This window comes from Roseburia zhanii, assembly GCF_014287635.1.
Lineage (GTDB): Bacteria > Bacillota > Clostridia > Lachnospirales > Lachnospiraceae > Roseburia_B > Roseburia_B zhanii.
The window spans coordinates 103,753-123,263 of sequence record NZ_JACOPH010000005.1 but is presented as its reverse complement, the minus strand read 5'-3'; the positions used below and the strand labels follow the sequence as shown (position 1 = coordinate 123,263).

Genomic DNA, 19,511 nt, shown 5'->3' with positions numbered 1-19,511 from the left:
ATTTGCCTCGCAGAGCGCGCGAAAGAGACAGGCTCTGCCTGTCTATAAGTGAGCCCCTCTCATAAATAAGAGAAGGGAATCAGGAAACTCCCGACTCCCCACATTCCTCTCTTTTCATGTCCGTATCCGGACCTTTTTGCATTGCTTTGGAGAAAAATTTGCCATTAGCTTCCTACTTTTTCCGTTTCTCCAGCTGCTTCTTTTGTGTCTCATAACGCTTCAGCTCCTGTGCAAGCTTCTCGATCCTTAAATCCTTCTCCTGTATTCTTCCTTCATAGGTTTTGGTTGATTTACCCATACAAATTGCTTGTATGCAGCATAGCTTCAGAGCCAATTGTAATAACAACGGATATATTGTATGTCAGCAGGAAAGTGATACAAATCTGTACGGATAATGGATGGGATTATATTATCCGCTATAAAGAAGAAAGTGTGCCATCCATAGCGCGGGAATATCAGGCATTGCCCGAAAAAGAAAAGGTGGGTTCAGAAATAGAGTACCATAATCATCATCCTTTCCGTAAGGCTCGGAACGAATGAGAACACGTCCTCCGACTGCGTAGTTAAGTATAACATAAAGTGATTAAAAATAGTAAGTCAAGAGAGCAAAAAATCATAAAAACTGCTTGACATCCATAAAATAGATGCTATAATAAAAACAAACATATGAATAAATGTTCATATGATAACGTGAAGAATCGAAAGGAGAACAAGACTATGAAAAAGACATACAAAATCGAGGTAGACTGTGCAAACTGTGCAAACAAAATGGAGGACGCTGCAAAGAATACAGCAGGCGTAAAGGATGCGACCGTAAACTTTATGACATTGAAGATGAATGTAGAATTTGAAGAAGGCAGCAATCCAAAGGCAGTTATGCAGGACGTATTGAAGAATTGTAAAAAGGTAGAAGATGATTGTGAGATCTATCTTTGATCTGATGAATAAGCGAGGTGGCGGCACATGAATAAAAAACAGAAGAAAGTGCTTGTAAGGATTATAGCAGCAGCGGTGCTTTTAGTTGTATTTTCCCAAATATCAGTGAATCCGTATTTAAAATTTGCATTATTTATGATCCCATATCTGATCATTGGATATGATATTTTAAAGAAGGCATTCAAAGGTATTATGAACCGTCAGATCTTTGATGAGAATTTCCTGATGGCAGTTGCAACCGTAGGAGCAATCGCATTAGGTGATTATAAGGAAGGTACAGCTGTTATGCTGTTCTATCAGATCGGTGAACTGTTCCAGAGTTATGCAGTCGGTAAGAGCCGTAAGAATATCAGTGAATTGATGGATATCCGTCCTGATTATGCAAATGTGGAACGCAATGGTCAGGTAGAAAAAGTCGATCCTGATGAAGTGGAAATCGGAAGTATCATTATGGTACGTCCGGGTGAAAAAGTTCCGATCGATGGTGTGATCGTAGAAGGAACATCTACATTAAATACCAGTGCTTTAACAGGTGAGAGTCTTCCAAGAGAAGTAAAAGAGGAAGATGACGTGATCAGTGGCTGCATCAACATGACGGGTGTGCTGAGAATCCGTACAACAAGAGAATTTGGAGAATCTACCGTTTCTAAAATCTTAGATTTAGTAGAAAATTCCAGTTCAAAGAAATCACGCTCTGAGAATTTTATTTCCAAATTTGCAAAATATTATACACCGGCAGTCTGCTATGGGGCACTGGCATTAGCAATCATACCGCCGGTTGTCAATCTGTTATTTTTAGGTGCAGCGGCAAACTGGGGAGAATGGATCTACCGTGCACTTACCTTTTTAGTCATCAGTTGTCCGTGTGCACTTGTGATCAGTATTCCATTAAGTTTCTTTGCCGGAATCGGTGGGGCAAGCCGTGAAGGTGTATTAGTCAAAGGTTCTAACTATTTAGAAACACTTGCAAATACAAAGTATGTCGTATTTGATAAGACAGGTACAATGACACAGGGCGTATTTGAGGTCAATGGGATCCACCACAATACGATAGAAAACGAAAAGGTATTAGAATATGCGGCATTAGCAGAAGCGTATTCTTCCCATCCGATCAGTATCAGTTTGAAAAAAGCATATGGGAAAGAAATTGATAAGAACAGAGTATCCGATGTGGAAGAGATCAGCGGTAACGGCGTAGTTGTAAAAGTGGATGGAAAAGAAGTCGCAGTTGGTAATGTCAAACTGATGAAACGATTGAACATCGAGTATACAGAGTGCAGCCATGTAGGAACCGTTGTCCATGTGGCGATAGAAGGTAAGTATGCAGGACATATTTTGATCTCTGACCGCCTGAAACCACATGCAAAGGAAGCAGTTGCAGAATTAAAACGTTCCGGTGTGAAAAAAGCAGTCATGCTGACCGGTGATGCAGATACGGTTGCAAAACAGGTCGCAGGAGAATTAGGGATCACAGATGTTTACAGTGAACTGCTTCCGGCAGATAAAGTATCTAAGGTAGAAGAACTTTTGAGCAAAAAAGGTGAAAAAGAAAAACTTGCTTTCGTCGGAGATGGAATTAACGATGCACCGGTATTATCAAGGGCAGATATCGGAATTGCAATGGGTGCATTAGGATCTGATGCAGCGATTGAAGCTGCTGATATCGTTTTGATGGACGATGACCCGTTAAAGATTGCAAAAGCAATCCGTATCTCCAGAAAATGTATCCGTATCGTTTATGAAAATATCTATTTCGCGATCGGCATTAAGATCATATGTCTGGCGTTAGGTGCACTTGGGATCGCAAATATGTGGCTGGCAATCTTTGCAGACGTAGGAGTTATGGTCATTGCGGTATTAAATGCGATCCGTGCTTTATTTGTAAAGAAACTGTAGCAGGCAGAATAAAAAATGAAATACAGGCTATGCAATACTTATGGAATCGTTAAGTTATAAGAGGGTGAAGATATGGAAAAAGATGAAAAAATGTGTTGTGAAAAACAGGAGGTGCATGAGGATCTGTTAAGGATCGTCAATGAAACCATGCCGGAGGAAACAGAATTATATGATCTGGCTGAACTGTTTAAAGTATTTGGAGATTCTACACGGATCCGTATCCTGTTTGTTTTATTTGAAGCAGAGGTATGTGTATGCGATCTGGCAGCAGTCTTGAATATGACGCAGTCAGCGATCTCACATCAGCTTCGGATCTTAAAACAGAATAAATTAGTAAAAAGCCGCAGGGAAGGAAAATCTATTTTCTATTCTCTGGCAGATGAGCATGTGCGTACTGTGATCGCACAGGGCAGGGAACATATTGAAGAAGGGTAATCAGTAGTTATAAAGAATAGTGGCAACAGTTGAAAAAGTTACAGTTTGCAGGTATCTGTGAATTGTAACTTTTTTTGCTGTATAGAATTTGAAAAGAAAATTTTTTGTGCTATAATGCTTATGATCATAAATTAGGTATAAAATTCGCAAAGGAGATTAAAAAATGAAGAAGAGAGTATTAAGCGTACTTCTGTCTTTGGGGCTGGTCATAGGGATGATACCGATGACAGCTAAGGCAGAAACTACCGAAGAAGAAAGCAAAAAATGGTCAGATTATGTAGCAGAGTCGTTTGAAAGTGGTACTGGTACGAAAGATGATCCTTATCAGATCGCCACGGCAGAACAGCTTGCAAAACTGGCAGTAGATGTAAACAGTGGTGTGCCGGATGATAATAAGTATCATTGTGGTGAGTATTTTGAACTGAAAAATGATATTGACCTGAGTGGAAAGACATGGACACCGATCGGTTATGGAGATCAAGCTGCAAAACCATTTCAGGGTTATTTTGATGGCAAAGGTCATACAGTCACAGGATTGTATGTAGATGAACGTGGTAATAATTGTTTTGCTGGTCTGTTTGGTGTTGCGGTAGCCTCCACGAATGAAACGGTATTGAAAAATATTATCATTAAAGATGCGGAAGTATATGCTGGAAATGAAACAAATGAATCAGAGGCTCACTACGGTGCAGGTGTTTTGATAGGATCGATCTCAATAAACGGTGGCAGTAATGCCAACTATTTGGCAATAGAAAATTGCAAATGCTATGGAAAGGTAGATTCTAAAATGTATGCCGGAGGTTTGATAGGAATGTCAAATTATGGTAAGATAACAAACTGTGTAGCAGATGTTGATGTAACAGGATCATCCTGTAGTGGAGGTTTTGCAGGTTATATATGGGGCAGTACTATAAGCAATAATCAGGCAGCAGGTTCTGTTATGTGTGAAGGATATTGTGGTGGAGGTTTTGTAGGATATTCTAATTCAAGTACCTTTACAAATAATAAAGCAGCAGCATCGGTAGTGGATACCGGATGGAGTGCTGGTGGCTTTACAGGAGCAGATGAAGGCAGTACATTTGAGAAATGTATCGCATCAGGAAATGTTGAAGCAGGTGATTGGAATGTCGGCGGTTTTGGTGGATATCTTTTAGGAAAAACTAAGATCACAGATAGTGTAGCATTAGGAGATGTCACTGGAAAGTTGACAGTTAACAAAGCTAAGGCAGGAGGTTTTGTTGGAACTAATGAAAATAGCAATATCAAGAACTGTTATGCAGCCGGCACAGTGACCGGTTCTAATGAATATGCCGCAGCAGGTGGATTTGTTGGCTATGATGTCAGTGGTACAACAGAATCCTGTTATTATGATAAAACGAAAAATTCAGCCTTAAGTGCAGTTGGTGCTATCGAAAAAGAAGGCAGTAATGATATTAAAGGAAAAGAAAGTAGTGAACTTCTTGCGGATGTCTGCGAAAATTATTATGGCGGACATGAGTATGAAACAGAATGGACAGTAGATAAAGAAGCTTCTTGTACAGAAGAAGGAAGTCAGTCCCATCACTGTAAACGCTGTGAGAATAAAACAGATGTGACAGTGATCAAAAAGAAGGATCATATATTAGAAAAAACAGAAGCAAAAGAAGCGACACATTTGACAGAAGGAAATATTGCTTACTGGACATGTCAGATCTGCAAGAAATATTTTAAAGATGAAGCAGGATCACAGGAAATTACATTAGCTGATACAGTAATAGCCAAAAATACAGTACATACAGCAGATGCAACAGGCTGGCATACCGATGGAACGAATCATTGGAAAACCTGCGAATGTGGAGAAATTTTAGATAAAACGACACATAAACCAGATGCAACAGGCTGGCATACCGATGGAACGAATCATTGGAGAACCTGCGAATGTGGAGCAATCTTAGATAAAGCAGCACATACAGAGAAAACAGTGACTACAGAAACAGGAACAAGTGTAACTTCCTGTGCTGTCTGCGGAAAAGAATTATCAACCGCAACAATTCCAATGGTTTCAGAGATCGCACTTTCACAGATCTCTTATACTTACAATGGAAAAGTGAAAACACCTGCTGTTATTGTAAAAGACAGCAACGGAACTGTATTACAGGAAGGCACAGATTATGAAGTGACTTATACAGGCAACAGAAAGAGTATCGGTCAGTATACGGTTTGTGTTACATTAAAGGGCAAATATACCGGTACAAAAGAACTCACATTTGAGATTGTGCCAAAGGGTACAAAATTGACAGCAAAGAGTGGTCAGAAAAAAGCATTTACTGTTAAATGGAAGAAGCAGAAAAAGCAGATTAGTGGTTATCAGATCCAGTATGGAACAAAAAAGAATTTTTCCAAGGCAAAGACAGTAACTGTAAAGAGCAAGAACACTACCAAGAAGAAAATTACAGGCTGTGCTGCAAAGAAAACTTATTATGTTCGTATTCGTACTTATAAGAATGTAAAGGTAAATGGAAAAACGAAAAAGATCGCATCTTCATGGAGCAAAACTGTTAAAGTGAAAACAAAATAATGCTTATCTATCCGTCATTACGGGGAATGGTTTATTTTTATCAGGTTCCATCAGGAGGATTGTTAATAGAAGCAGAAGTATTCGGACTGCCGGATCGCGGCAGTTTGGATGCTCCTGCTTTTTATGACGCAGGACTGCATCTTTATGATGTGTTAGACCGGTCAGTGATCATTCACAGAAATGCAGATGAGTTTACGACAGGCTTGAGGTACACAGTGAAGGACACAGACAATGTACGCTTAAGGATTTCATTTTTTACATATGTCTGGAAATTTGTTGATGAAATTTAAGGATTGAGCCATTGATGTTCCTTAACCGTGCCATCATATATGTAAGTAGATTATCGGAGAATGTTCACATCTTAACGATCATTTTTACTAAACAGCTTTTGTGTGTATCTAGTCAGATGGTGACATATGCACGAAAGCGGTATCACTTTTGAACTGCGTAATATAACATAACATTACGTATACCGCTATGACAGTTTCCGATAAAGTAGTGGGACACAGGCTCAATGAAGTCGATGCAGTCAACAAAAGAAACACTTGAAGCCTCCCTGTAAATTCGCTATAATAAGTCCCATATGAAGCAGAAGCACAGAAGGGAAGAAGTATATGGAGATCATTGCAGTACTTGCAGAAGAATTAGGAATAAAAAAGCAGCAGGCAGAAGCAGCTGTAAAGTTGATCGATGAGGGAAATACGATCCCATTTATCGCAAGATACAGAAAAGAAGCAACCGGAGCATTGAACGATGAAGTACTCCGTAATTTATATGACAGATTAAATTACCTGAGAAATTTAGAGGAGAAAAAAGAACAGGTAATAAACAGTATAGAAGAACAAGGCAAACTGACAGAGGACTTAAAGGCGCAGATCTTAGCAGCCGAAACCATGGTAGTGGTAGACGATCTCTATCGTCCATACCGTCCAAAGCGCAGGACAAGAGCAACCATTGCAAAAGAAAAAGGTTTAGAGCCGCTTGCAAATATCATTTCTTTGCAGATGACAGACCAGCCGCTTGAAGTGACAGCAGAAGAATATATCAATGCAGAAAAAGAAGTCAATACAGCAGAAGAAGCCATTGAAGGGGCAAAAGATATCATTGCAGAATTTATTTCCGATGAAGCAGATTACAGAATGTATATCCGTACACTGACCATGAAAAAAGGCAGGATCACATCTACGGCAAAAGATAAAGAAGCAGAATCTGTTTATGAAATGTATTATGAATTTGATGATGCATTGGCAAAATTAGCCGGACATCGTGTGCTGGCATTAAACCGTGGAGAAGCAGAAAAGATCCTGACGGTTAAGATCGAAGCACCGGAAGAAGATATTCTCCGTTATTTAGAAAAGAAAGTCATAAGCAGGGACAACCCTTATACAACGCCGGTATTAAAAGATGTGATCGCAGACAGTTATAAACGTCTGATCGCTCCGGCGATCGAGCGTGAGATCCGCAATGATCTGACAGAAAAAGCGGAAGATGGTGCGATCAAGGTATTTGGCAAGAATTTAGAACAGTTACTGATGCAGCCTCCGATCGTAAACCAGACAGTGCTTGGCTGGGATCCGGCTTTTCGGACAGGATGTAAATTAGCAGTTGTCGATGCGACCGGAAAAGTCTTAGATACCGTTGTAATCTTTCCGACTGCACCGCAGAATAAGGTAGAAGAATCAAAAAAGATCTTAAAACGTCTGATCGAGAAATATAACATCACCCTGATTTCCGTCGGAAATGGTACGGCATCAAGGGAATCAGAAATGGTTATCGTGGATCTGTTAAAGGAAATCCCGCAGAAAGTACAGTACGTGATTGTCAATGAAGCCGGAGCGTCGGTATATTCGGCAAGTAAACTTGCTACCGAAGAATTCCCGAATTTTGATGTCGGACAGCGAAGCGCAGCATCGATCGCACGACGTTTGCAGGATCCATTGGCAGAATTAGTAAAGATCGATCCAAAATCGATCGGTGTCGGTCAGTACCAGCATGATATGAACCAGAAGAAGTTAGGCGAAGCATTAGGCGGTGTCGTTGAGGACTGCGTAAATAAAGTAGGTGTGGACTTAAATACGGCATCAGCATCCCTGTTAGAATATATTTCCGGTATCAGCAAGGCTATTGCAAAAAATATTGTGGCATACCGTGAAGAAAACGGCAGGTTTACTTCCCGTTCCCAGCTTTTAAAAGTGGCAAAATTAGGACCGAAAGCCTATGAACAGTGTGCAGGTTTTATGCGGATCACAGATGGAAAAAATCCGTTAGATGCTACAAGCGTCCACCCGGAAAGTTACGATGCAGCCGAACGTCTGTTAGAAAAGACCGGTTATATACCGGCAGATATCAGAGAGGGAAATTTAAAAGGTATTTCAAAAAAGATCACGGATATGAAGAAACTTGCAGCAGAACTTGAAGTAGGGGAGCTGACGTTAGAAGATATCGTAAAAGAATTAGAAAAGCCTGCAAGAGACCCAAGAGAAGATATGCCAAAACCGATCCTGCGCAGCGATGTATTAGAAATGAAAGATTTAACACCGGGAATGGTTTTAAAAGGAACAGTGCGTAATGTCATTGACTTTGGGGCATTTGTCGATATCGGTGTACATCAGGACGGACTGGTCCATATTTCACAGATGAGTGATAAATATATCAAGCATCCGTTAGAAGTTGTCAGTGTTGGAGATATTGTGGAAGTCAAAGTAATGAGTGTTGATCTGAAAAAGCAGAGGATCCAGCTTACGATGAAACTGAACGGATAAAGAAAGGAAGATATGATGAACGAGCATACAATACAAAAGCCTGTGAATATACGTTATATGGCAGTAACAGCCATGTTGTCAGCTGTAGCATTTATTTTAATGTTTTTTGAGTTCTCAGTGCCATTTATGCCGGCATTTGTAAAACTTGATCTATCAGAGCTTCCGGCATTGATCGGAGCATTTTCAATGGGACCGCTGTGCGGAGTGCTGGTGTGTCTGGTAAAAAATCTCCTTCATGTTCTGATCACAACGACAGGCGGAGTAGGGGAACTTTCCAATTTTGTATTAGGAGCTGCCTTTGTATTACCGGCAGGATTTATTTATAAGAGAAAAAAGAGCAGAAAAACAGCGATCATCGGATCATTGACCGGAGCGGTTCTGATGGCACTGATCAGTGTGGTATCGAATTATTTTGTGATGTATCCGTTTTATACGGCGTTTTTGCCGATGGATGAGATCATTGCTATGTATCAGGCAATCTTTCCGGGAGTCAATGGTCTGTTAGAATGTCTGATCGTATTTAATATGCCATTTACATTTCTAAAGGGAATGATCAGTGTGGTCATCACATTTTTGATCTATAAACATATTTCACCGGTTTTAAAAGGGAAACAGAGATAAGTACAAAAAAAGATCATGGGAGAAGAAATTCTTTCGCGGTCTTTTTTTATTTTGCATACTTTTTAGAAAAAGATGCATACTACTCACATTGAAATTTGAAAATTGCAAGCATAAGTATTACAAAAACAATCGGAAAAGGAAGTGAGTCGTATGAACCGGAAGATTTACAGAGTCTGTCTGTTTGTAGTCATTGGAATTGCCATAGGTTTTGGTATCTGGTATTACAGTTTTACGAAAAATCAGAATACCCAGCCGGAAGATGGGACATTTGTCTTAAATGAAATGACCAGAGGTGAAGTGGCATGAGTGCAAACGACGAAACGATTTATATAAAGATCGATCAGAACGTCTTAGTACATGACCGGAATGTAACACTTTCGGATATTGCATCGATCACAAGTTCAAATGAAGCCATGGTACGACAGTTAAAACAGAAAAAAGTATACAGCTTTCTGCCGGAATCTAAGACGGACAAAAAGATACAGAGAAAGATCTTTTCGATATTAGAGATTATTTCGCTGATCCAAAAAGACTATCCGCATGCAGAAGTGGAAAATCAGGGTGAAAAAGATTTTATCATAGAATATACCAAAGAAAGTCCCAAAAGAGGCTGGATAAACGTAAAAATTATCGTACTTTGTGTATTGATATTTTTCGGGGCAGCATTTACGATCATGTCATTTAATAATGATATCGGGATCACGGAATTATTTAAAACGTTTTATTATCAGGTGACCGGAGTAAAATCCGATGGCATGACAGAGTTAGAGGTCAGTTACTGCATCGGACTTGCGATTGGCATCATGGTCTTTTTTAATCATTTTGGCAAAAAGAAGATCACACCGGACCCGACTCCGATCCAGGTACAGCTTCGGAAATATGAACAGGATGTAGATATGACCTTTATTGAAAATGCTTCAAGAGGGGGAAAAGAAATCGATGTGGAGTAAGCATTTGTTATTAGGACTGACCGGACTGACCAGTGGACTTGCCGTATCAGCCGGAACATTTGCCTTAGTTGTCACACTTCGGATCATGCCGAGGATCATCGGCAAGAGCAATACCGCAGATCAGGTGATCCGGTATGAAAATATGATCATTGCGGGTGGGATCTTTGGAAATATCGTTACGGTATTTACAGATTTAAGGATTCCGTTAGGAAGTCCGTTTCTCATATTATATGGGTTGTGCTGCGGCATACAGGTAGGCTGTCTTGTCATGGCATTAGCAGAGATCATGGATGTATTTCCGATCATGTTCCGCCGCATGAACTTAAAAACAGGTATGGCATGGGTGATCACAGCAATGGCAGCAGGAAAGGCAGCAGGTGGGATTTATTATTTTTATCATCGGATGGGAAACTCCTAAAAATATGTATTTGACGGAAAATGGCAGGCAGAGTACAATAAAGGGCATAAAATCAGATTTTTGACAGGACAAAAGAGGGATAAGGATATGGTAACTTCAATCGCAAGGCAGAGTGTGATCATAAAATGTAATATGCAGGCATCGGTGTTACTCGGAAATTATGAGTTTTATTATGCAGCAGGCCTGTTTGGAAAGATCTGTGGAATCGGTATCGAAGAAGATATAAAACCGCAGGAATTAGCAGAAAAGATCGCACCGGAATTAAAGACGTTTTCAGGAGAAGATGAAAAAGAAAAATATCTGGTAAAAATGCTTTCAAACTATGAAGCATTAGAAGAATATGATGAGCAGATGAAAGAATTGCTTTTATGGGGGCTTCGCGAAGAGCATATGTTTCTGGTATCTTGATATATATAGGAAGAGAGGGAAAACCATTGGCGGAAAAAAAGAATATCGATAAACAGAAATTAGAGGAACAGAAGGCGTACAATGAATATGTAAAAGAAGTCACGCCTACCCATTCCCTGCCGAAAAATATGGCAAAAGCATTTTTGACAGGCGGGATCATCTGCGTGATCGGACAGGGGATTTTATCCTATTGTGCGAATATCGGACTGGATAAAGATACTTCAGGGAGCTGGTGCAGTCTGATACTGGTACTTTTAAGCGTCCTTCTGACAGGATTTAATATATATCCGAAGATCGCTGTTTTCGGAGGCGCAGGAGCACTTGTGCCGATCACCGGCTTTGCAAATTCAGTAGCGGCACCTTCCATCGAATTTAAGAAAGAAGGACAGGTCTTTGGAATAGGCTGTAAGATCTTTACGATCGCAGGACCTGTGATATTATATGGTATTTTTAGCTCGTGGGTGCTGGGGATCATTTACTGGCTGCTTCGGATATCCGGGATCTTTTAGGTGAAGTTTCAGGTAAAAGGAAACACATCTTATGAAAAAATAAAGATTTCTTTAAGTTTGCTGTTATGCTATTTACATGGGATAAGCAGTGAGGTATTCTGAACAAAGTACAAGAGAGTACTAAATTAAATGAAAGAAGGAAAATGAAAATGAAAAAGAAAATGATCACGATAGTAATGAGTATGATGATTGGTGCCGGATTGCTCGGAGGTTGTGGAAATAAAGATACAGCCCAGGAGAATGTTACAACAAGTGTCACCGAAGCACCTGAGAAGGAAGATGCTAAAACAGAAAAGGAGATGACTGGAACAATTGACGAGATTAAGGACTTCCAGTTTGTTATCACGGACGATAAGGATACGCCATATAGTTTTACATTTGAAGAAAAGCCGGATGGATTAGAAGATGTCAGCAACGGAGATACTGTGACTGTAAAATATACAGGAACAATTTCTGAAGTAGATCCATTTAATGGAGAGGTCATATCTGTTGAAAAGACAAAATAAAAGATATGCAGTTATTGTATTAGCTGCATGTGTGTTTTGTTCTTCTATGATGCTGGGTGGATGCGCAGGATCACTGAAGAAACAGAAACTGCCGGTTGCAACTTATATGGGAGGAAACAATACGATTACAGAAATCTGCAAAGAACTTCGTTCAGCAGGTGTTTCGAATGTGGATATATTTCAGGAATGGGTGGCTGATTTTGCAGACTCTGCAGGGAAGAATGCAGAACTAAAGGATAGCTGGTCAGATCCGGAGAAGATGAAAGCAGATATCGGTAAATGTATGGATGGCTGGGAAACAAAGCATGACTATTCAGATGCCGACTGCAGAATGACAGCTTTTCTCCTGTTGGATGGACTCCTTTGGGCACAAACAACAGAAGCCGGTTATAGCGGCACGTATTTAATGTTTGATACAGAAGCGATAGACAATGCAGACAGATATGAGATCATAAAGCGGAATAAGGATATGTTTACTACACTATATGGAGAAAAGAGTGTTACAGATGATAAACATCCTGAAAGGACATTTTCTGATAGCTGGGAGCAGTACGGATTCCAAATAGATAGTGACAGGATATCACTTCTTAGCATAGCGATATATGATCCGGATTCTGATGTTATTTTTGTAGGACATACCGGTTTACTGATAAAGTACAGTGACTATTATCTTTTTGTAGAAAAGATTGCATTTGAACAGCCATATCAGGCAGTAAAGGTGCATAATATGGATGAATTGCTAAGTATCCTTTCGCAGCGGTCTGAGTATTTTGGAGAAGAAGGAGAAGCCGGACCATTTGTATATAATAACGGAGAATATGTTGGAACATTAAAAAAGAATCATTGACAGGCTGTAAGAGTATTACGCTGTTGCAGCAAAAAAAGCTCTCTGTGCAGTGCACAGGAGCTTTTTTATATACAGTTTATTTATTTGTGCTGTCGGCAGCAATCACGGACTGGATCTGCTCCATCAGAGCGTCGTAATTATCCTTATTATCAATCCCACCGAGCATTGGGTCACCTACGATATTACCGTTTCTATCAACTAATATCGTTGTAGGGAATGCCATGATTTCTGAGGCATATTTACCGGCAGCGGAGGAGGAGTCAATGGAAATATTGCGGTATTTTGCTCCCTGGCTTTCGAGAACGGAGGCAGCTTCTTTTATAGCATCTTTATTTTCATCGAAAGTTTCTGTGTTGATGCCGATTACTTCTCCGCCCATTGATCTGATCGTATCATTTAATTCGTTAAGCTTGGATAACTCAGCAACACAAGGCTTGCATCCGGTGAACCAGAAATTGACGACTGTTACTGCATTACCGGAAAAAAGGCTGCTGTCTACCGTATTACCGTCAAAATCCTGACCGGAAAAATTGCTGAATACAGATGCGGATTCGGAATTATCTTTCTGGCTGCTGTTGTCTGATAATGAGTTTTTCTGTTCAATCTCTGCTATCTCTTCATCGATTTTTCGTATACTCTCAATATCCTCAGTGAGTGTTTTCAGTTCATCATCTGTAAATGAAGTTTTGTTTGATTCTACAGTATCAGCAAGATAATCAGCATAATTTCCGTTTGGATCAGCATCACTTTTATCCATCATGGCAAACACCTTGTTCCATGCATCAGCGTGGTCTGCAAAAAGCTGATTTTCCTGCTGATATAAATCATCCAGTCTGGAATCAGATGCCTCTGTGGCGGTTGTAGTCTGCGTATCCTTAGGATCTGTTGCGGCAGTTTGTTTTCCGCCGCATGCTGTAAGTGATAATGTTATACAAAGTGTAAGAATAGAAATAAATGATAATTTTGTTTTCATAAGTAATCGCTCCTTTTAAAATAATGATTATGTAATAAGTTAAAATGTTATCGGTTGTCCTGCTTTTGACAGGATCTTCCCATAAACTGATAGCAGACTGCATCCTTTGGACAAGCCTTTATACAGGCTCCGCACCGTATGCATTCCGGATGATCCGGGGTCTTGCGCACATCGACATCCATCTTACATACTTCGGAACATTTGCCACATCCGACACATTTACTGTTATCAACTGTAATATTGAGAAGGCTGACCTTATTAAATAATGAGTAGACTGCTCCAAGAGGACAGATCCATTTACAGAATGGCCTGTAAAATAAAATACTTAGAACAACTACTGAAATTAAAATAATACATTTGAAAGAAAAAAGCTTTCCCAGAGCCGAACGGATAGCAGCATTTCCGATAGAGAGTGGTATAGCACCCTCTAAAACACCTTGTGGACAAATATATTTACAGAAGAACGGATCTCCCATTCCTATGGAGTTCGTGGCCAGCATCGGTAGAAGTATAACGAAAACAATAAGAATGATATATTTCAGATATCTAAGCGGTTTTAGCCTGGCTGTGGAAAATTTCTTTCCCGGGATCTTATGAAGCAGATCCTGAAACCATCCAAATGGGCACAAGAAACCACATATAAATCTTCCGAGTGTCACACCGAATAAGATAAAAAATCCGGTTATGTAGTATGAAAATTTAAATTTGGATGATCCGATCACTGCCTGAAAGGCACCTATGGGACATGCTCCTGCTGCGGCAGGACAGGAATAACAGTTTAGTCCGGGTACGCATACGGTTTTAGCATTTCCCTGATATATTTTACCCTGAAATAAATTAGGAATATGGATATTAGTCAGCAGTGTTGCTGCAGCCTGTATCCAACCACGTAGTTTTGCTGTTTTTTTTGATAGCATATTCTTTTTCTTATCCAATTCCGACACACTCCAGACATAATTTTATTGCTTTGCCAAGCACGGCAGCCGCCTCACCTCTGACTGCACCATAGCTTATCATGGTGATACCCAGGATGAGCAGGACAATTTGATATGTTTTTTTACATTTTAACATATGGATGCTCCTTTTCTGTTGTATTATTGACCAGCTGATACAGGTATTATACAATATATGTTGTAAAATTATTGTTAAGAAACAGGGGGAAAATTTTGAGATTATTAATTGTTGAGGATGAAAAACAAATATGTGACATGGTTGCAAAAAGCCTGTATGCTGCAGGGTATGAGGTAGATACCTGTTATGACGGGGAAGAAGCTCTTGAATGCATTCTGTCAGAGGATTATGATCTGGTTGTTTTGGATCTGAACCTGCCGGGCATGGATGGGATGGAGATCCTTAAGGAACTCAGGCGGTACAATGATGAGACTAAAGTGATCATATTATCTGCAAGAGGACAGGTCGCAGATAAGGTGGAAGGGCTGGATGCAGGAGCGAATGATTATATGGAAAAACCATTTCATCTGCAGGAGCTTGAGGCACGTATCAGAAGTCTGACAAGAAGGAAATTTGTGCAGAAGGACGTCTGTCTGGAATGTGGAGAAATAAAGTTTGATACGATGAAACGTGAGGCATATGCAAAGGAAGAAGTTGTTCCACTGACAAGAAAAGAAAATGGCATTTTGGAATATTTACTGATCAATCTGGGAAGACCGGTAAGCCAGGAGGAACTGATAGAGCATGTATGGGATGCTTCGGCAGACAGTTTTAGTGGAGCAGTCAGGGTACATATGTCTTCGCTTAGAAGAAAGCTTAAGTCGAAACTTGGCTACGACCCCATTCTGAACAAAGTGGGAGAAGGCTATCAAATACGGGAGGAGTCTGACAGATGAGAAGAATGTCGCTGCAGTGGAGGATTACATGTATAACTGCATTGTGTATTGTCGTGATATGCGGATGCCTGACTATGTTTGTCTATCAAAACGGTGTGTATTACATTGATTCCCTGCAGGATGCTGTAGAGTCTCAGGGAGATGATGATGTGAACGGATCCGATGCAATATATATCAGCATTCCGGATGATAAGTGGGATGAGTTTACAAATGAGTTTTCAGTCCAGGTGTACAATAATAAGGCTGACTACAAAAGAAACAGTTTGATAATTTCGGTTTTACTGGCACTTTTAGGTGGAGTTGCTGCCTATTTTATAAGTGGGCATGCACTCAGACCGATCAGGGAGTTCTCAGATAAAATTGAAGAAGTGCAGGCTCAAAATCTGTCTGATTCACGAATAGAGGAAAATAACGTTAAGGAACTGAACCAGCTTAGTATTTCATATAATAAGATGCTTGAACGACTGTCGGATGCATTTGAGATACAGAGACAGTTTACTGCAAATGCAGCACATGAGCTTCGCACTCCATTAGCATTAATGCAGGTGCAGCTTGATCTGTACAATTCTACCGGGCATCCGGGAAATGATGAAGACACATTACAGACGATCAGGATGATCACGGAACAAAATGATAAATTAAGCAGGATGGTAAAGGCACTTCTTGATATGAGTGAACTTGAGACATTAGGGAGAGATGACAGGATTATCATGGATGCCATTGTGGAAGAGGCTTTAGCAGATTTAGAACCTCTTGCACAGAAAAACAAAATCAAACTCAGTGGAAAATGTGGGGATGTCACCATGACAGGAAGTGATATCCTTATTTACAGGCTTGTATATAATCTGGTTGAGAATGCCATAAAATATAATCATGAGGGCGGATTAGTTACAGTAACCGTATATCAGAAAGAAAAGCGTATTTATCTGTCGGTAGAGGATACGGGAAGCGGAATTCCGGAAGAGTTAAGGGAGAGGGTGTTTGATCCATTTTTTCGTGTGGATAAATCCAGAAGCCGCGAACTTGGCGGCGTAGGGCTCGGACTTGCTCTTGTCCGTGAAATTGTGAGAGTGCATGATGGCAGCATTACGATCAGGTCAAACCCTGCAGGAGGAACGGTTTTTGAGGTAGTCTTCGCTCAACGGTCAATTTAAATGGTATTAGGGATTTTACCGGTTCAGTACCCCCTTTTCATATCGTTTGTAATAAAAAATATACAGTAAAAAAGCTAAAAATAATATGTTTTTAGTAAAATCGTACAAAATTTAACATAATTCATAAAATAGTGCAAAAAAATTATGTATCTAAAAGTGAAAATAAAATTATCAACAAAATGGAGAAGTTACTGAATTGTATTTTTTTGTGAACAATATGAAAATATGTATAAAAGGGAGCTTTTTGTAACACTTAAGAAAGGGGTACACAAAATGAACAAAAAGAAACTACTGTCAGGCATATTAGCAGCAGCTATGTTGATGAGCACTGTGATCCTGCCACCACAGACAGTATCCGCAGCAGCGGAACCAACCGAGATCGTACTTGATAAGAGTACACTTGGAAATCCTATCGCCGGATTTAATGAAAATGGCGAGATTACCTATGCGGGTGACCCGAATATTTTAGTCGACGGGGATACCGTATATCTGTATGTCGGACATGACGACACCAGCAGCGGAGGCGGCTATACGATGCCGGATTACCTTTGCTATTCCACACAGGATTTAAAAGAGTGGAAATACGAAGGCGTTGTTATGGATATGGCAGATGTTGCATGGTCAGACAACGGAAGTGCATGGGCAGCACAGGTCACAAAGCATAATGGTAAATATTATATGCTTTATTGTGCAGAAAACAAAGGAAGTTACGGAAAAGAAGTCGGTGTTGCAGTTGCAGACAGCCCGACAGGACCGTTTGTACCACAGGCTGAGCCTTATTTCCATGAAACAGTGACAAATACATCGACATGTGAAGTAAAGAATCCAGACACAGGAGAGATCACAACAGCAGGTGCTTTATATGGAAGAAAAGCATCCTTTGGATGGGAAGATATCGATCCGACTCTCTGGTACGATACAGATGAAAACGGAGAAGAACACATCTATATGATGTGGGGAAATTCAAACTTGTGGATGTGTGAACTGACAGATGATATGCTTTCCATTAAGGATCAGAATGGTGATGGAAAGATCACACAGGGTGTAAATGCAGATATCTGGTATCAGAATATCAGCGGCATCGAGAAGATTGATGGTGTGGACTATACAGAAGCACCATGGTTATACCGCCGTCAGGATGCAGATGGCAATTATTATGGAGATTTTTATGTATTCTTTGCGTCACACTGGCGTGAGGAAATGGCATACGCTACCTGCAGCCCGGATACATTTGGAAATGACAGCAAATGGGTGTATGGTGGCGGAAAAGAAGGCTACGGACATCTGATGGAGCCGACAGCAACATCCAATACGAACCATCCGGCAGTCTTTGATTTTGAAGGAAAAACATATTTTATTTATCATAATGGTTCCCTTCCGGGTGGAAGCGGTTACCGTCGTGTGATCTGTATTGAGGAAATGCAGTTTAACGAAGATGGTTCCATTGAGTATATTCAGGAAACTTCTACCGGAATCAGCGGAACAGCAAACCAGATCTTAGATTCAACATCTACACCGCTTGCACATACAAAATTCAATAACAGCATCGGTGATCCGGATAAAGAATATAATTATCCGAAAGTAAATGTAGCAGTTACAGCAAGTGAAGATGCTGCAAAAGCAGATGCATTATGGGAGATTGAAGAAGGTAAGAGCGATAAGAATGAAGATGCTTATGTTTCAATTGAATCTTATAACAAACCGGGTATGTATCTGAAAGCTACCGGAGCAGGAAAAAAAGTCGTTTTATCCCGTGACCATAATAATGATACCAAATCAGATGCAAATGGGATCACAGCTGATTCTAAGAATATGACTTTCCGTACATTATCAGGATACAATGGTAAAGGCGTTACATTTGAAAGCGTTGCTTATCCGAGAAATTATATGGCAGTGGAAGATGGAAAGTTAGTACTTGTAGATTATTATGATTCTGATGAATGCGTATTTGAGATCGCATCAAAAGAAAATGTAGTCTCTATCGCAGCACAGAAGACAACCCGTGCTTATAAAGCAGGTTCTGCATTAAGTACAAACGATATCCGCTTGAAAGTGACTTATGAAGATGGTACAACACAGTGGAAAACAGATGGATTTACAACAAATGCATCTGCGATCAATATGACAACTGCAGGAACAAAGACACTGACGATCAGCTATACAGACAAAGGTGTGACAAAGACTTATGATGTTCCGGTCACTGTTTATACAACAGAACAGAAGACAGAAACACCGGTACAGGCTGATATCGTGATCACAGGCGAAGAAGCAGCTATGGAAGATCTTCCGGAAGCAGGTGATACTGCAACAGCAGGCGGAGTAAAATATAAAGTCACAAAAGTAGATGAAAGCAATGCAGACGGTACAAACGGAACCGTAAGCGTTACAGGGATCACTAATAAAAAAGCAAAGAAAGTGACCATTCCTGATGAAGTAGAGATCAATGGATATTCTTTTGCAGTTAATAAGATTGAAAGCAAAGCATTCTATAACTGCAAAAAATTAAAAACCATTACGATCGGTGACAATGTAAAGAGCATTGGCAAGAATGCATTCAAAGGCATTCATAGAAAAGCAACCTTTAAAGTATCTTCGGATGCATATACAAAAGTCAAAAAAGCATTAAAGAGTAACACAGGATTTGCAAAGAAAACAATGAAGATCAAAGAAATTTAAGAGGGGGAAATGAAGA

The 19,511-nt window shown here is 40.1% G+C and carries 21 protein-coding genes; 17 read left to right on the top strand and 4 right to left on the bottom strand.

What is annotated here, in order from left to right; genetic code table 11:
- Positions 1-172: 172 nt before the first annotated feature.
- A complete protein-coding gene (locus H8S17_RS16735; protein ID WP_279287806.1) occupies positions 173-298 on the bottom strand; it encodes a hypothetical protein in 126 nt (41 codons plus the stop codon).
- 419 nt (positions 299-717) lie between these two features.
- On the opposite strand from H8S17_RS16735, the gene H8S17_RS08065 reads away from it, so the two are divergent.
- From H8S17_RS08065 to H8S17_RS08000, 14 genes are all read left to right on the top strand, one after another.
- Positions 718-936, top strand: coding sequence for a cation transporter (locus H8S17_RS08065; RefSeq protein ID WP_186866903.1), 219 nt, complete (start codon positions 718-720; stop codon positions 934-936).
- A 27-nt stretch (positions 937-963) separates the two neighbouring features.
- Positions 964-2,832, top strand: coding sequence for a heavy metal translocating P-type ATPase (locus H8S17_RS08060; protein WP_186866902.1), 1,869 nt, complete (start codon positions 964-966; stop codon positions 2,830-2,832).
- Positions 2,833-2,904: 72 nt separating this feature from the next.
- Positions 2,905-3,267, top strand: coding sequence for an ArsR/SmtB family transcription factor (locus H8S17_RS08055; protein WP_243238013.1), 363 nt, complete (start codon positions 2,905-2,907; stop codon positions 3,265-3,267).
- A gap of 163 nt (positions 3,268-3,430) precedes the next feature.
- On the top strand, positions 3,431-5,824 hold the full coding sequence (locus H8S17_RS08050; RefSeq protein ID WP_186866901.1) for a fibronectin type III domain-containing protein: 2,394 nt from the start codon (positions 3,431-3,433) through the stop codon (positions 5,822-5,824).
- A gap of 59 nt (positions 5,825-5,883) precedes the next feature.
- Complete coding sequence (locus H8S17_RS08045) at positions 5,884-6,114, top strand: hypothetical protein (protein WP_186866900.1); 231 nt, start codon at positions 5,884-5,886, stop codon at positions 6,112-6,114.
- A gap of 324 nt (positions 6,115-6,438) precedes the next feature.
- Complete coding sequence (locus tag H8S17_RS08040) at positions 6,439-8,586, top strand: Tex family protein (RefSeq protein WP_186866899.1); 2,148 nt, start codon at positions 6,439-6,441, stop codon at positions 8,584-8,586.
- Between the two features lie 12 nt (positions 8,587-8,598).
- Complete coding sequence (locus H8S17_RS08035; RefSeq protein WP_186866898.1) at positions 8,599-9,207, top strand: ECF transporter S component; 609 nt, start codon at positions 8,599-8,601, stop codon at positions 9,205-9,207.
- Between the two features lie 150 nt (positions 9,208-9,357).
- On the top strand, positions 9,358-9,513 hold the full coding sequence (locus H8S17_RS08030; RefSeq protein ID WP_178051924.1) for a hypothetical protein: 156 nt from the start codon (positions 9,358-9,360) through the stop codon (positions 9,511-9,513).
- A complete protein-coding gene (locus H8S17_RS08025; protein ID WP_186866897.1) occupies positions 9,510-10,157 on the top strand; it encodes a stage V sporulation protein AA in 648 nt (215 codons plus the stop codon). Before H8S17_RS08030 ends, H8S17_RS08025 begins: the two co-directional genes overlap by 4 nt.
- Positions 10,147-10,575 (top strand): stage V sporulation protein AB, encoded by a 429-nt coding sequence (locus H8S17_RS08020; protein WP_178051926.1) that lies wholly within the window; start codon positions 10,147-10,149, stop codon positions 10,573-10,575. The genes H8S17_RS08025 and H8S17_RS08020 overlap by 11 nt, the downstream gene beginning before the upstream one ends.
- 87 nt (positions 10,576-10,662) lie before the next feature.
- On the top strand, positions 10,663-10,983 hold the full coding sequence (locus H8S17_RS08015; protein ID WP_186866896.1) for a DUF3837 domain-containing protein: 321 nt from the start codon (positions 10,663-10,665) through the stop codon (positions 10,981-10,983).
- A 44-nt stretch (positions 10,984-11,027) separates the two neighbouring features.
- On the top strand, positions 11,028-11,492 hold the full coding sequence (locus tag H8S17_RS08010; protein ID WP_334298758.1) for a SpoVA/SpoVAEb family sporulation membrane protein: 465 nt from the start codon (positions 11,028-11,030) through the stop codon (positions 11,490-11,492).
- Positions 11,493-11,641: 149 nt separating this feature from the next.
- Complete coding sequence (locus H8S17_RS08005) at positions 11,642-11,998, top strand: hypothetical protein (protein WP_178051929.1); 357 nt, start codon at positions 11,642-11,644, stop codon at positions 11,996-11,998.
- Positions 11,982-12,845 carry a DUF4300 family protein gene (locus tag H8S17_RS08000; protein WP_243238010.1) on the top strand — a complete coding sequence of 288 codons (864 nt, stop codon included), beginning with the start codon at positions 11,982-11,984 and terminating at the stop codon, positions 12,843-12,845. The genes H8S17_RS08005 and H8S17_RS08000 overlap by 17 nt, the downstream gene beginning before the upstream one ends.
- A 76-nt stretch (positions 12,846-12,921) precedes the next feature.
- Here H8S17_RS08000 and H8S17_RS07995 read toward each other — a convergent pair whose 3' ends face one another.
- Genes H8S17_RS07995 through H8S17_RS07985 form a run of 3 tightly spaced genes read right to left on the bottom strand, consistent with a single transcriptional unit; the run spans position 12,922 to position 14,889 of the window.
- The gene (locus tag H8S17_RS07995; protein WP_186866894.1) at positions 12,922-13,818 is read right to left on the bottom strand and encodes a TlpA family protein disulfide reductase; all 897 of its coding nucleotides are present in this window, start codon (positions 13,816-13,818) and stop codon (positions 12,922-12,924) included.
- A gap of 47 nt (positions 13,819-13,865) precedes the next feature.
- Positions 13,866-14,753, bottom strand: coding sequence for a 4Fe-4S binding protein (locus tag H8S17_RS07990; protein ID WP_186866893.1), 888 nt, complete (start codon positions 14,751-14,753; stop codon positions 13,866-13,868).
- Positions 14,746-14,889, bottom strand: coding sequence for a CD1871A family CXXC motif-containing protein (locus H8S17_RS07985; RefSeq protein WP_186866892.1), 144 nt, complete (start codon positions 14,887-14,889; stop codon positions 14,746-14,748). The genes H8S17_RS07990 and H8S17_RS07985 overlap by 8 nt, the downstream gene beginning before the upstream one ends.
- Before the next feature lie 137 nt (positions 14,890-15,026).
- On the opposite strand from H8S17_RS07985, the gene H8S17_RS07980 reads away from it, so the two are divergent.
- The 3 genes from H8S17_RS07980 to H8S17_RS07970 all read left to right on the top strand — a co-directional run bounded on the left by H8S17_RS07980 (position 15,027) and on the right by H8S17_RS07970 (position 19,495).
- The gene (locus H8S17_RS07980) at positions 15,027-15,665 is read left to right on the top strand and encodes a response regulator transcription factor (protein ID WP_243238020.1); all 639 of its coding nucleotides are present in this window, start codon (positions 15,027-15,029) and stop codon (positions 15,663-15,665) included.
- A complete protein-coding gene (locus tag H8S17_RS07975) occupies positions 15,662-16,819 on the top strand; it encodes a sensor histidine kinase (protein ID WP_186866891.1) in 1,158 nt (385 codons plus the stop codon). The genes H8S17_RS07980 and H8S17_RS07975 overlap by 4 nt, the downstream gene beginning before the upstream one ends.
- A gap of 273 nt (positions 16,820-17,092) precedes the next feature.
- Positions 17,093-19,495 (top strand): family 43 glycosylhydrolase, encoded by a 2,403-nt coding sequence (locus H8S17_RS07970; protein ID WP_186866890.1) that lies wholly within the window; start codon positions 17,093-17,095, stop codon positions 19,493-19,495.
- The last annotated feature ends 16 nt before the right edge of the window (positions 19,496-19,511 follow it).